The organism is Pedobacter sp. NJ-S-72 (assembly GCF_053890575.1).
The window spans coordinates 5,391,259-5,405,043 of record NZ_CM132681.1 but is presented as its reverse complement, the minus strand read 5'-3'; the positions used below and the strand labels follow the sequence as shown (position 1 = coordinate 5,405,043).

The 13,785-nt window shown below is 37.8% G+C and carries 9 protein-coding genes and 3 pseudogenes; 7 read left to right on the top strand and 5 right to left on the bottom strand.

All coding sequences use genetic code 11. The annotated features are described in order from the left end of the window. Positions 1-61: 61 nt before the first annotated feature. From ACWYN3_RS35480 to ACWYN3_RS35470, 3 genes and pseudogenes are all read left to right on the top strand, one after another. Positions 62-1,973: pseudogene (locus ACWYN3_RS35480) on the top strand (ABC-F family ATP-binding cassette domain-containing protein). 5 nt (positions 1,974-1,978) lie between these two features. Continuing rightward, the gene (locus ACWYN3_RS35475; protein ID WP_456218404.1) at positions 1,979-2,485 is read left to right on the top strand and encodes a type IX secretion system plug protein; all 507 of its coding nucleotides are present in this window, start codon (positions 1,979-1,981) and stop codon (positions 2,483-2,485) included. Continuing rightward, complete coding sequence (locus ACWYN3_RS35470) at positions 2,485-3,246, top strand: type IX secretion system plug protein (RefSeq protein WP_456223266.1); 762 nt, start codon at positions 2,485-2,487, stop codon at positions 3,244-3,246. Before ACWYN3_RS35475 ends, ACWYN3_RS35470 begins: the two co-directional genes overlap by 1 nt. Positions 3,247-3,254: 8 nt before the next feature. Here the strand turns inward: ACWYN3_RS35470 and ACWYN3_RS35465 are convergent, their stop codons facing one another. Further along, positions 3,255-4,745 carry an alpha-amylase gene (locus ACWYN3_RS35465; RefSeq protein ID WP_456218403.1) on the bottom strand — a complete coding sequence of 497 codons (1,491 nt, stop codon included), beginning with the start codon at positions 4,743-4,745 and terminating at the stop codon, positions 3,255-3,257. 119 nt (positions 4,746-4,864) lie between these two features. Between ACWYN3_RS35465 and ACWYN3_RS35460 the strand changes: the two genes are divergently transcribed. The 3 genes from ACWYN3_RS35460 (at position 4,865) to ACWYN3_RS35450 (ending at position 6,639) form a co-directional block, all read left to right on the top strand. Then, positions 4,865-5,386 carry an acyl-CoA thioesterase gene (locus tag ACWYN3_RS35460; protein ID WP_052496366.1) on the top strand — a complete coding sequence of 174 codons (522 nt, stop codon included), beginning with the start codon at positions 4,865-4,867 and terminating at the stop codon, positions 5,384-5,386. A gap of 60 nt (positions 5,387-5,446) precedes the next feature. Continuing rightward, positions 5,447-5,995 carry a hypothetical protein gene (locus ACWYN3_RS35455; RefSeq protein ID WP_456218402.1) on the top strand — a complete coding sequence of 183 codons (549 nt, stop codon included), beginning with the start codon at positions 5,447-5,449 and terminating at the stop codon, positions 5,993-5,995. A gap of 68 nt (positions 5,996-6,063) precedes the next feature. Then, entirely contained in the window at positions 6,064-6,639 is a 576-nt protein-coding gene (locus tag ACWYN3_RS35450) for a hypothetical protein (protein ID WP_456218401.1), read from the top strand. On the opposite strand, the pseudogene ACWYN3_RS35445 reads toward ACWYN3_RS35450, so the two are convergent. From ACWYN3_RS35445 to holA, 3 genes and pseudogenes are all read right to left on the bottom strand, one after another. Then, a pseudogene (locus tag ACWYN3_RS35445) lies at positions 6,636-7,038 on the bottom strand (EVE domain-containing protein). The gene ACWYN3_RS35450 and the pseudogene ACWYN3_RS35445 sit on opposite strands and share 4 nt — an antisense overlap. A 135-nt stretch (positions 7,039-7,173) precedes the next feature. Beyond that, entirely contained in the window at positions 7,174-8,247 is a 1,074-nt protein-coding gene (locus ACWYN3_RS35440) for a serine hydrolase domain-containing protein (RefSeq protein WP_456223265.1), read from the bottom strand. Between the two features lie 233 nt (positions 8,248-8,480). Continuing rightward, positions 8,481-9,506 carry a DNA polymerase III subunit delta gene (gene holA / locus ACWYN3_RS35435; RefSeq protein ID WP_456218400.1) on the bottom strand — a complete coding sequence of 342 codons (1,026 nt, stop codon included), beginning with the start codon at positions 9,504-9,506 and terminating at the stop codon, positions 8,481-8,483. 54 nt (positions 9,507-9,560) lie between these two features. Between holA and ACWYN3_RS35430 the strand changes: the two genes are divergently transcribed. Further along, a complete protein-coding gene (locus ACWYN3_RS35430) occupies positions 9,561-10,025 on the top strand; it encodes a type I restriction enzyme HsdR N-terminal domain-containing protein (protein ID WP_456218399.1) in 465 nt (154 codons plus the stop codon). A gap of 1,048 nt (positions 10,026-11,073) precedes the next feature. Here ACWYN3_RS35430 and ACWYN3_RS35425 read toward each other — a convergent pair. Beyond that, positions 11,074-13,750 (bottom strand): annotated as a pseudogene (locus tag ACWYN3_RS35425) (valine--tRNA ligase). Between the last annotated feature and the right edge of the window lie 35 nt (positions 13,751-13,785).

Sequence of the window (13,785 nt, the reverse complement as noted above, 5' to 3'; positions counted from 1 at the left end):
CCTTTGCTATATGTGCTGTGTTCAAACAATATGCGCCTAAAAATTGTATTTTTGCACCAACATGATTTCGATAAACGACTTAACATTCCTTATAGGTTCCCGGGCTTTATACGACGAGGCGAACTGGCACATCAAACCGGGAGAAAGAATTGGCCTTATTGGTGCCAATGGAACGGGAAAATCTACCCTCTTAAAAATAATTGTAGGAGAGTACGCACCCTCATCCGGGTCAATTTCAATGTCTAAAGATTTAAAAATAGGCTATTTGAACCAGGATTTGCTTTCGTATGAATCTCACCATACCATTTTACATGTTGCAATGGAGGCTTTTGAACGCCAAAACCAGATACATGATGAGATTGAAGAACTATTAAAAAAGATAGAAACAGATTATTCTGAAGAGGTATTAAACAAACTGAGCGATAAGCAACAGGAGTTTGAAGCATTGGATGGTTATAACATTGAATATAAAGCAAATGAAATCCTTGCGGGTTTAGGATTCAGCACGGCCGATCAGCATCGTCCACTGAATACTTTCTCAGGGGGATGGAGAATGCGTGTGATGCTTGCGAAGATTCTGTTACAGACTCCGGACATTTTACTATTGGATGAGCCTACCAACCACATGGATTTACCTTCCATTAAATGGTTAGAGACTTATCTTGCAGGATTTGAAGGTGCTATTGTAATTGTATCTCACGATAGATATTTCCTTGACAAGATCGTTAACCGTACTGTAGAATCCCGGAAAGGAAAATTAACTACTTACGCTGGTAATTATACTTTCTATCTGGAAGAGAAATCACTTCGCGGAGAGATCCAAAAAGGAGAATTCAAGAATCAGCAGGCTAAGATCAAACAGGAAGAAAAACTGATTGAACGCTTCAGAGCTAAAGCGAGTAAAGCTAAAATGGCTCAGTCACGTATGAAAGCTCTGGATAAAATGGAGCGTGTAGAAGATGTGGATGATGATAATCCAACTGTAAACTTCAGTTTCAAGTTCACTAAACCTTCTGGCCGTCACGTGATCCGGATTGAGAACGCAACAAAGAGATATCCTAATATTGACATTCTGGAAAATGCAGAAGCAGTCATTGAAAAAGGAGATAAAATTGCTTTAATCGGTGCCAATGGTAAGGGTAAGTCTACTTTATTGAGAATGGTTGCAGGCGTTGAAAAATTTGAAGGATCTTGTGAAACAGGACATAATGTAACGACGACTTTCTTTGCTCAGCATCAGCTGGAGTCTTTACACCTTGGAAACACAATTCTTGAAGAGTTACAGGCTTTTGCTCCTAAACATACAGACACAGAACTTCGTTCTATCCTGGGTTGTTTCCTTTTCACAGGAGATGATGTGTTTAAGAAAATCAAAGTCCTTTCAGGAGGTGAGAAATCAAGGGTTGCTTTGGCGAAGTCATTGACTACTGATTCCAACTTCCTGATCCTGGATGAGCCAACGAATCACCTGACATACAATCTCTGTAAACATCCTGATTCAGGCTTTGTGCCAGTTTGAAGGTACATTCATTGCAGTATCCCATGATCGTTACTTCTTAGATAATGTAGCCAATAAAATCTGGTTTATCGAAGAAGAGCAAATCAAACAATATCCAGGTACTTACGCAGAGTATGAAGTCTGGAACAGTAAAAGAATTATTCCACCGGCAAAAGACATCCCTGTGAAAGCAGAAAAGGAAGTAAAACCTAAAGTGGAGGTAAAACCTGTTACAGTAAGCAGTCAGCAGCAATTGAAAAAGCTGAATGATCAGTTAAAGAAAATAGAACTTGAAACTGAAGAATTAGAGATAAATGTAAAGGCAATTGAAACTGAACTCGCGCAGGAATCTGTATACAGCGATCAGGCTAAACTTGCTGAAGCAAATAAAAAATATTTAGCTGCAAAACAATTGTTAGATAGTGCTCAGAATAAATGGGAAGATCTCGCAGCTGAAATCATGGAATTAGAATAAATATTATGATCAAATCCGGAGTATTGCTCTTTTTATGTTTGTTTAGTTTGCAAATAGCACTGGCACAGCAGGAATTTAAGTACGATAACAAAGTTTATAATACAGAAATAAAGACTGTCCAGCTTTACAATACACAAAAAGAGCAATCCATCCCGGTAATTGCCCTTGGGACTTCAGAGAAGCTGAGCTTCTCTTTTGACGACCTGAGAGGCGGAAGCAAAAACTACTGGTATACAGTAGAACATTGCACATATGATTGGAAATCATCCAATTTATCTGCGCTCGATTATTTGGAAGGCATGAATGAGGACAGGATTATTGATTATGCCTACTCTTCAAAAACACTTCAAAAGTTCACACACTACTCGCTTTCTTTTCCCAACGATCAGATTAAACCTAAAATTTCAGGTAATTATTTGTTAAAAGTCTATGAGAATGGTGACGTTAACAAACCTGTGATATCACAGCGTTTTTATATTACTGACCAGCAAGTAAATATTAGCCTGAGGTAATCCCAAGTAATGACGTTGCATTAAGGTTCAGCAACCAGAAAGTAAACATTACTATTCTTCATAAAAACCCAATACAAAATCCATATCAGGATATTAAACTGGTATTGATGCAGAATGGAAATCCTATTACTGCAAAACTGAATTCCAAGCCTACTTATGTTAAACCAGGTTCACTAATCTATAATGAAGTAGGTAGCAATGACTATAAGGGAAGCAATGAATTCAGAAAATTTGATTTCCGCAGTCTGCGCTATAAAGGTGCACATGTACAGGATGTATTTATGGACAGTACCAATAACATTATCTTATTTACTGATCAGAATGGCACTGCACTAAAATATACCCAGCAAATTGATGAGAATGGCGCTTTCTTTATCCGTAATCAGGATAACAGAGATAACGAAACTGATAGTGATTATGGCCGCATTCAATTTAGCCTGAACACCGTTGCTCCAGGAGCTAATGGCGATGTATATATAGTAGGCAGCAGGTTCAACAATTACACACTTACTGAAGAAAACAAAATGAACTATGTTGCGTCTAAAAAGAAGTACTATGCCACTTTGTATTTGAAACAGGGTATCTATGATTATCAGTATGTATGGAAAGATAATACTACTGAAAATGTTGACAATACTGTGCTTGAAGGTTCTTTCTTTGAGACAGAAAACACCTACCAGGCTTTTGTATATTTCCGCAGACCAGGCAGCAGATGGGATGAACTCATCGGATATAGCCTGTTTAATAATATACAAAAATAATATTCAGCTTAAATACCTTTTGTAATCCAGACAGAGACTTTTCCAGCCTCACAGAAGAATTCTGCCCAACCATCTTCATCAATAGTAATTTCTTCCTGTCTGTATCCCATAACATCAATAAATACTTTGCCCGCATGGCTAATACCCATTTCCATTTTCTTAGCTCCGTCATCACCATTACTTAAAACAATAGCAATGCCTGATTTTTCAAGTTCAGGTATTCCCTCCCTCGTCCACCCGATACAGTTTGGATGATCCAGATAATCACGCTGAAAACCATAAGCCAGATCCCTGCGGATTTTAGTCATTAAAGGCAGGCTGTCAATACTAACCAGATCTACTTCTGTATCATTTCCATCTTCGTCCTGATCTGTATATTTAGCACCATATAAATCCGGATAAAATACACAGGGTATCCCCTGCTCTCTTAACAGAATCATAGCGTAAGCCAGCGGCCTGAACCAAAATTCAACATAGGCCTCCAATTCCTGTAAAGGTTGTGAATCATGGTTATCCAAAAAAGTAATAGACAGGTGCGGATGAGACTCTACAAGCGTATTTTCGAATATCGTACTTAAGTCATAGGCTTCACCGGCTTTCCCTGCTTTATAAAAATTAAGATGTAACATGGAGTCAAAAAGCTGCATCCGGCCTTCAGAAAGCTCTATATAATTCCTTAAATGGATAACATCATCTTCAACCCAGTTTTCGGCCACAATAAAGAACTCTTTATTGTACTTTGCATTCATGTGATCGAGCCATTCGTTCAGAAAATCCGGAGATATGTGTTTAACCGCATCCAGTCTGAATCCATCCACACCACAAGTTTCATAATACCATTCTCCCCATCTTTTCAATTCTTCACGAACAGCCGGATTCCTGAATTCAATATCATTAAACATCAGGTAATCGTAATTGCCCAGTTCATTGGAAGGTACATCTTCCCAACCTGCTCCATATTCATTTTGTATAGAAAATATAGCTGTCTCCTGTAAATCTTCAGCCCAGTCCAATCCACTGAAACAAGTTTTATCCCAGATAAATTCTGAATACTCACCCTGCCTGCCCGGGAAATTGAATTTAGTCCAGGCCTCAATCTCAAAAATATCAGAAGTATATTCTTCTCTATTCTCTGTAGCGACCCTTCGTACAGCTATTTTTTCCAGTTCGTCAGCTCCTGCTTTATGATTAAAGACTACATCGGCCAAAACCATGATCTGCTGCTCATGCAAAGCATGAATGGCCTGTAAATATTCATCTTTAGTACCATATTTGGTGGACACACTATTTTTCTGATCAAATTCACCCAGATCGAAAAGGTCATAACAATCATAACCAACAGAATTTGCACCCTCTGTAGATTTATAAGATGGCGGAAACCAGGCTCCTGTTATTCCTATCTCTTTAAGTGCAGGAGCCTGATGTGCAGCTTTTTGCCATAACTTTTCTTCTTCGTTGTAATACCAGTGAAAATATTGTATTAAGGTCTGATTGCTCATATTTATATCATGCACCCGTGGAGCTGTTAAATTAAACCAATAATTGATGTGTGCTTCTTAATTGGATGGAAACAATAGAATAACATGAAGTCTCACATTTTGTTTACTTTTGTAGCAATATGAGCACAATAGTTAAAAATCCTAAAAATTCATTCACTGTAATGAATGAATTGGTACTACCCAATGATACCAATACACTAAACAATTTAATGGGTGGCAGGTTACTGCACTGGATGGATATCGCTGCTGCGATTTCTGCACAGAAACACTGTAACCGGATTGTAGTGACTGCTTCAGTAGACAATGTATCTTTTAAACAACCTATTAAATTAGGTGATGTAATTACGATTGAAGCCAAAGTAACCCGTGCTTTTCATACTTCTGTAGAAGTCAGAATGGATGTCTGGGCTGAAAATATCCCTTCAGGAACCCGTGTTAAATCAAACGAAGCTTACTATACTTTTGTAGCGGTAGACCAGAGCGGCAGAACAATTCCTGTTCCCGAGTTGTTACCTGAAACAGAAGATGAGATTGAATTATTTGCTGGTGCATTAAGAAGAAGACAATTACGTTTAATCTTAGCTGGTAAAATGAAAGCTAATGATGCTATTGAGCTGAAAGCTTTATTCTTCAACGAGTAATCAGGCGGTTTAAATTTATCTGATAAATTTAAACGAGTTTCAATATTTTAAACGAATGATATGACCACGTACACTACACTGATTATTCTGAGCGGACTGGTCATATTTTCTTACCTTTTTGATTTAGTAGCAAGCAAAACAAAATTACCTTCTGTATTACTCCTCCTGTTATTGGGGATAGGTTTACGTGTATTAGTTGATCAGCTGCATTTCCAGACTTTTGATTTTTTAAAGGTTCTGCCAACTTTAGGTACAGTCGGATTAATCTTAATTGTTTTCGAAGGAGCTCTGGAATTAAGGTATGAACGGGAAAAGAATAAGCTGATCAGGGGGGCTTTTTTCTCTGCTTTTTTTATTCTGGCGACAACGGTTTCGGTAATCACGCTCATCATCCATCAGATTACAGGACAGGACTTTTACCGCTGTTTTACAAATGCCATTCCTTTTAGTGTAATCAGTTCGGCAATAGCAATACCATCGGCTGCTGCCTTAATGGGACAAAGCAAAGAGTTTATTATCTATGAATCCTCTTTCTCAGATATCCTGGGAATTATTTTATTCAATTTTGCGGTTTCCAACCCTCACACATTTCTGTATCGTCATTTATAGGATTGGGCTTAAGCACATTGCTCATTATTGTCTTATCAATCATCTCCTGTATCCTGTTGCTATACCTGATGGGAAAGATATCGCATCATATAAAATTCTTTCTGATCATCTCTATTCTGATCCTGGTTTATGCAGTAGGACAGTCTTATCATTTGTCATCATTAGTCCTGGTATTGTCTTTTGGATTGTTTCTGAACAATGCAGATGCAATTGAACATTTCTATTTCAGGAGTCTTTTTATCTACAAGAATTTATCGAAGGATCTTGAACAACTGCATCAGTTATCTGCTGAAACGGCCTTTATTATCCGTACTTTTTTCTTTGTGATCTTTGGTTTCACCATGAATATCTATGAGCTGAACAATGGTATAACGATCATGAATGGGGTATTCATTCTAATGACCATCTACCTGATCCGGATCATTTACCTGAAGCTATTCAGAAAAGAGAACAGTGGCACAGAGAGCGTAATTGCTCCCCGCGGACTGATCAGTATCTTGTTGTATTATAATTTACCTCCATCATTGAGACTGCCGGAGATCGGTACTTCTTTCTTATTTCTTGTCGTATTAGGTTCAAGTTTAGTGATGAGTGTAGGTCTGCTGGCGAGTAAAAAAATGATAAAAGTGGAACAGCCTGCTTAACTGCCCATTTCCAGTATTTTATCAAAATCAGTAGCTCTTAGCTCCATTACAGATAAACGCCCCTGTCTGACCAATGAAATATCCTTAAGACTTTCTTCAGCTTTAATCTGCTCCAGGGTAACGGGATGTTTCAATGTTTCTACCGGAACAAGGTCTACAACAACCCAGTTTGCATCATCTGTGGTCGGGTCCTGGTAGAATTCTCTGACCACCTTAGCAATTCCTACTACATGTTTACCTTCATTACTGTGATAAAAAAGAACAAGATCTCCTTCTTTCATCAATTTGAGGTTATTGCGTGCCTGATAATTGCGTACGCCATCCCAAAAGGTACGTCTCTTTATTAAACTGTTCCCAGCTATATTTAAAAGGTTCTGATTTGACTAAGAAATAATTCATTATGTATCTGCTTTAATAAAGCTGACAGGAAGAAAACAGAATCTGTTAAAATGACCAATCTTCCCGGGCTTGTATATTCAAATCCAAAACTAATAAAAGAGAAAGGATATGTGGTTAAATATTTAGATAATGCTCTTAATTTTTATAAGGAAAATACCGCTGCCATTTCCACGGTGTATATTTATCTGCAATAGCCAGCTCCAATAACTCTTTAAATATACTTTCACTATTATCACTATTAGTCATAATCAATATTCCAGTTCCTGATTTTGGAAAAAGTATAACATAATGCTGAAACCCTTCTCCGTGCCCTTCTTTAAATGCACCCCATCCATTGGGTGTTTTTAAAAGACCGAAGCCCAGACCATAACTTAATTTTATAGCATCATTTGCGGTCGTATCCCGTCTTGATAAAGGCCCCATTTGTTCTACAGAATGGATACGGATCTGCGGACTGAACATTTCATTTGTATACTTGTTGTTTATAGTTTTCTTTTGCATTACGCCTTCAAAAAAGAGAGATAAGTCATCTAAAGTGGTTTCCAGTGTGCTTGCTGATCTCGCCTCATTATCTTTATCTTTTTCATAAATCGCGCCCTTTTCATTATGTCCGAAACTATAATCCTGTTCATAGGCAGGAAGAAATGTATAAGCTGAGTTTTTCATCTTTAATGGTGTAAATATGATTTCATCAGCAAGTTGCTCCAGTGATTTACCCAGCATTTTTTCAAGAACCACCTGTAAATACACCAAACCTTCACCGGAATAACTATATCTTTTGCCCGGTATCTGTAAAACCTTTAACTTCTGATCGGGCATATCCCATCTCCAGTTCGCGAAGCCGGTAGTATGATCAAGACACATTCTGGCAGTAATTTTCGCATATAATGTATCGCCTTTGAGACTGCTGAAGTCATCATGCCACCGCTTTTGATGTTTGTATTCATAAATAGGTTTTGGTAGATAATCCTGTAAAGGCTTATCAAGATCGAGTTTCCCCTGTTCTACCAGTTTCATAATCAGAACGGCAAAAACAGATTTACTTAAAGAAGCTCTGTATATATTTGTATTTGATTTTAATGGTTTTTTCTGATCAGCACGGCTGTACCCAAAAGTTTCTTTATAGACGATATGATTCTGATTAAAAATGGTTATCCCTAATCCTGTAACTTTGCCTTTGCGAATCAGTTCCGGAAGATATTTATTCAGGGAATCAGCACTGATTTTAGTCCCGTCAATTCTGTTGATACGCTGCTGAGCAGAAGACCTGGTCGCAGCTGTGAAGAATAGTAGGAGTGTACAAATGATACAAAAGTATAGATTAAAGTTTTTATTAGCATTTGAGACAACGTTATTTTCCTTAACAGATTGATTTACATTTGAATATAAGACAAATACTCAATCAATTTGTTGCACGCTAAAAAAATCAGACTAATAACCCATTAGTGAATCATTTTAAACAACAGCTCTTTCAACAATTCTCCGTCTGTTACATTACCTGTGCTGTCAACGCCTTTACTTTTCAAATCGTATTCTCTGAGTAAGCTGATGATATCAAAAGTTTTATTGAGGTTATAATTTCTGGCAGCAGTCTCATAATCTTTCACAAAATATGGATTTACGCCTAATTCTTTGGCTGCGTCTCCCTTATTCTGCAAATAATGATATTTTAATATCTTGGAGAAATAGCTATTCAGATTCGCCATAACCATCACCATCGGATTGGCCTTCGGGTTATCAGAGAAGTAATTAATAATCTGATTACATTTCAGTACGTTTCTGGAAGCCAGTGCCTTCTGCAATTCAAAGACATTATACTCTTTACTGATCCCTATATTCCGCTGTACGAGATCCGTATCAATCGTGGTTTCCTTACTGATATTTAGTAATAGTTTCTCTATTTCATTGGAGATCTTGGATAAATCCGCACCTAAATATTCTGCCATTAAAGCTGATGCCTGAGGCGCAATTTTCGCGCCCATATCTTTCACCAGCTCTTCGATCCATTGTGCTAATTTGTAATCTCTTACGGGATCAGACTGAAAAACAACGCCGCTTTTAGTAATTGATTTAAAGATCTTTTTACGCTTATCAAAATTGGCATATTTATAACCAAGAACCAGGATGGTACTGTCTAATGGCTTCTCAAAATAATTCTGGATAAACTCAGCTTCCTTACTGCTTCCTTCTGTTTCTTTTGACCACCGCAGATCCTGCGCCTCTTTCACGACTATCAACTGATAATCTGACATCATCGGATAACGTTTAGCCGCATTTAAGATAGTAGCCATGTCGGTATCTTTCCCATACAATACGGTCTGATTGAAACCTTTCTCCATATCATTTAATATATGGTCTTCCATATAATGAATAATCTGATCGATATAATAAGGTTCTTCACCATGCAGAAGATAAACAGGCTTGAATTTTTTAGCTTTAAGGTCTTTGATAATATCAGCAGCAGTCATAATTATCCAAATGTAACGGCTAATTACTAATTATTAAAGGTTATTTTTGCACAAATGGCATTTATACCTACAGCATTGAATTTACCGCATCACCCTTTCAGGATAACCCAGAAGGAAGAGCAGTACTTTATTTTTGATGAAGTGCGGAAGAAACATCTTGTTTTAACCCCTGAAGAGTGGGTAAGACAGCATTTTATCCATTACCTTATCAATGATAAGAAGTTCCCTAAATCTCTGATACAGATTGAGGGAGGACTGAGTTTAAATCAACTGCAAAAACGAACTGATATAGTTATTTTTAATACGCTTGGGGAAAGGATCATGGTGATAGAGTGTAAGGCTCCGTCAATTAAGATTTCTCAGGGGGTGTTTGATCAGGCATCAAGATATAACTCTGTGCACAAAGCAAAGTGGCTTGTCGTGACCAACGGCTTAAAACATTGCTACGCTATCATTAACCACGCTTCTTCTTCACAATTCTTGTTCGTTGAGGAGCTTCCGGAGTATTCTCTGTTATAAAAAAACATTGCCAGGCTTTAAGACCGCCAAGACCTGAAGGGGCCTTGAATGTCTTAAAGCCTGGCAATGTTTTTTTATAACCCCAAAGGAATACCCCCAGAAAATCCCTCAGCCGAAAAGATTTGATCATCCACAGAAAACTTACACTCCGCCTATTTGGAAACCTGGTTTGCGGTTGTTTTAGTATGTTTTTATTAGATAATGTTTATTAGTTAGATAGAGCCTATTAGATAGTATTTTTCAGATAAAGCTTAGACAGTACTTTCAGGCAGAATTTATATATAGATATCTAAACACCTATATATAGAAGAATCAACGTACAATCTTACTCTTAAAATAGAAAAAGCCTCTTAGTAGTCATTACAGCATAGATAGATGTAAATACATAGAGATATCAATACATGTTTACATACGCTTCTAATTATAGAATTAATAGAACACACTGTCTAAATATATTGATGTCCTGACATCTAGCCAACTAATATATCTGGATATCTATACATAAATACACCTACTTAAAAATTCAACGACATCAAACTTACGATATCTAGACTTAAAAGTATCTAGATATCAACACATCTGGATTCATGTTTATATAAAAAACCAATTTTCCTATATAATTGAAAAATATTCGCGAAAAGTACCATAGCCATAGATTTAGCCGGACATGAAAATCTGCAAGTAGGATCTTAAAAGGAAATAACGGACATTATACCATATATGCATACTTATATATAGAAATCTAGATATCTAAACATATAAAAAAAAAAAAGGCTTTCAATTTCTTATATCTAAATATCTATATGGCTAATCATTCACACAAAACAGGTCTGCACGTTCCCCAACTCTAAAAGCTGAATGCAGTAACCTAATTGATAATCTATAAATGATCCCGGCAAAAATCCAGACCTGGAAGCTCCTGATTGACCATCATCCAGGTCAGATTTCGAAAAGGCAGGAATAGAAATAAAAAAAGCAGGTGCTGTATTTCGGGCATCTTTCCATTTTATTGGAAAGTCGGCCCGAAATACAGCACCTGCTTTTTTTATTATAAACTTAGAAGAGACTCCCGGATGATCGTCAGCTTAGCTTCAGCGTCTGCTTTTTTGTTACGCTCATTCTGGATAATCTCTGGTTTGGCATTCTGCACAAACCTTTCGTTACTCAGTTTTGCGTCTACAGATTTCAGGAATCCTTGTAAGTAGGTAAGTTCTCCATTCAATCTTTCGCGCTCAGCATCTACATCAATTGTCTCATTCAATTGTATAAAGAATTCGTCGTTCCCAACCATAAATGCAGCAGCACCGGCCACTTTATCATTTACAAAGTTGATTTCTGCGATATTCGCCAGTTTAGAAATAATGGTTACCCATTTATCGTAAGCTACTGTAGAGTTCACTCTGATACTTAATGGTAAATCATCTTTTGGAGAAATTTGCTTGGTGTTACGGATGTTTTACGTACTTCGGCAACTATCCCTTTTACAATTTCAGCATCCTTCAACAATGGTACATCTGCGGTTCCAATTACAGGATATGCAGCTACAATAATACAGTCCATCTCGCCTTTTGTTCCAAAGATCTCGTCATGCCATAGCTCTTCTGTTAAGAAAGGCATAAATGGATGTAATAAACTCAGGATCTTCTCAAAAAAGCCAAGTGTTGCTTTCAAGGTCGCAGGATCTATTGGATGCTGATAAGCAGGTTTTACCATTTCAAGGTACCATGCACAGAAATCATCCCACACCAGTTTATAAGTAGTCATTAAGGCTTCTGATAAACGGTATTGTTTATAGTTATCTTCAATTTCAGCTAAGGCCTCATTGAAACGGTTTTCAAACCACAAGATGGCCTGCTCGTTAGGATTCGCTAAAGTTTCATCTATTTCCCATCCTTTTACCAGACGGAATGCATTCCAGATTTTATTAGCGAAGTTTCTCCCCTGCTCACAGTAGCTCTCACAAACATCAGGTCATTTCCGGCAGGAGAACACAATAGCATCCCTACTCTTACGCCATCTGCACCATATTTTTCGATCAAACCAATAGGGTCAGGTGAGTTACCTAATGATTTAGACATTTTACGCCCCAGTTTATCACGAACAATACCGGTCAGGTAAACGTTTGTAAATGGCTTTTTACCCATAAACTCATGGCCTGCCATAATCATACGCGCTACCCAGAAGAATAAAATCTCAGGGGCTGTTACCAGGTCGTTTGTTGGGTAATAGTAATTGATATCTTTATTTCCCGGATCTTTCAGGCCATTGAATACTGATATTGGCCATAACCATGAAGAAAACCAAGTGTCTAAGACGTCATCATCCTGTCTGATGAAAGCAGCTAACTGGTGTTTAAAGCCATGCGCTTCTTCTTCAGTGAATTTACCGTCTATGTCTTTTAGTTTCAGGAACTCATTTAAGGCATCTTCTTTGGTTTTTGCAACCACCCAGTCTCCTTTTTTATCGTCAAACCAGGCTGGAATACGCTGCCCCCACCATAACTGGCGGCTGATATTCCAGTCTCTTACGTTCTCCATCCAGTGACGATAGGTATTGGTAAATTTCTCTGGGATAAGTTTTACGTCGCCATTCAATACGTCGGCTAAAGCGGGTTTAGCCATTTCGTCCATTTTACAGAACCACTGTAAAGAAAGCTTAGGTTCGATAGCTGCATCTGTACGCTCAGAGAATCCTATTTGTGATTTATAGTCTTCTACTTTTTCAAGATGACCAGCCTCATCCAAGAGCTTGGCAATTTTTTTACGGGCAATAAAACGGTCTTCGCCTACCAGAATTACGGCAAGTTCATTTAAAGTACCGTCATCATTTAATATATCGATTACCGGAAGTTTATGCTTGACACCCAGCTCATAATCATTCAGATCATGTGCAGGTGTTACTTTTAAACAGCCGGTACCAAAATCCATTGTTACATATTCATCCTCAATAATCGGAATTTCACGGTTGATCAGAGGAACAAATACTTTTTTTCCTTTCAAATGTGTATAACGCTCGTCATTAGGGTTGACACAGATCGCTGCATCAGCCATGATTGTTTCAGGACGTGTTGTTGCAATTGTTAAGAATTCTGTATCTGCACCTGTAGCTGGCGAGATTGAATACTTGATGTAATATAGCTTCTGGTTTACTTCTTTACGAATTACTTCTTCGTCAGAAACAGCTGTTTTACCAGCAGGGTCCCAGTTGACCATACGGACACCACGGTAAATCTTACCTTTTTTATACAGGTCAATAAAACAGTCAACTACTGATTCAGAAAGATCTTCTTCCATCGTGAAACGGGTACGGTCCCAGTCGCAGCTTGCACCTAGTTTTTTCAGCTGATCAAGGATAATACCTCCGTATTTTTCTTTCCACTCCCATGCGTAGGCCATGAATTCTTCTCTTGTCAGATCTTTTTTACTGATGCCTCTTTCTTTCAGCATAGCAACTACCTTTGCTTCTGTAGCAATAGAAGCATGGTCGGTTCCCGGAACCCAGCATGCATTTTTACCTTGCATACGTGCACGACGAATCATCACATCCTGAATGGTGTTGTTAAGCATATGGCCCATATGTAAAACACCAGTGACGTTTGGCGGAGGTATTACAATTGTATAAGGCTCACGTTCATCTGGTTCAGAATGAAAGAACTTTTTAGACAGCCAATAGCTGTACCACTTGTCTTCGGTTTCGGCGGGATCGTATTTAGTAGAAATGCTCATTTATAAGGTGCTGATTAAAATGCAAAAATAAGGTT

What these genes read in the sequence shown, in the direction of transcription:
- holA (WP_456218400.1), bottom strand. Translation starts at nt 9,506, where the DNA reads ATGACTGCTGCTGATATTATCAAAGACCTTAAAGCTAAAAAATTCAAG.
- ACWYN3_RS35475 (WP_456218404.1), top strand. Translation starts at nt 1,979, where the DNA reads ATGATCAAATCCGGAGTATTGCTCTTTTTATGTTTGTTTAGTTTGCAA.
- ACWYN3_RS35430 (WP_456218399.1), top strand. Translation starts at nt 9,561, where the DNA reads ATGGCATTTATACCTACAGCATTGAATTTACCGCATCACCCTTTCAGG.
- ACWYN3_RS35460 (WP_052496366.1), top strand. Translation starts at nt 4,865, where the DNA reads ATGAGCACAATAGTTAAAAATCCTAAAAATTCATTCACTGTAATGAAT.
- ACWYN3_RS35465 (WP_456218403.1), bottom strand. Translation starts at nt 4,745, where the DNA reads ATGAGCAATCAGACCTTAATACAATATTTTCACTGGTATTACAACGAA.
- ACWYN3_RS35455 (WP_456218402.1), top strand. Translation starts at nt 5,447, where the DNA reads ATGACCACGTACACTACACTGATTATTCTGAGCGGACTGGTCATATTT.
- ACWYN3_RS35450 (WP_456218401.1), top strand. Translation starts at nt 6,064, where the DNA reads ATGGGAAAGATATCGCATCATATAAAATTCTTTCTGATCATCTCTATT.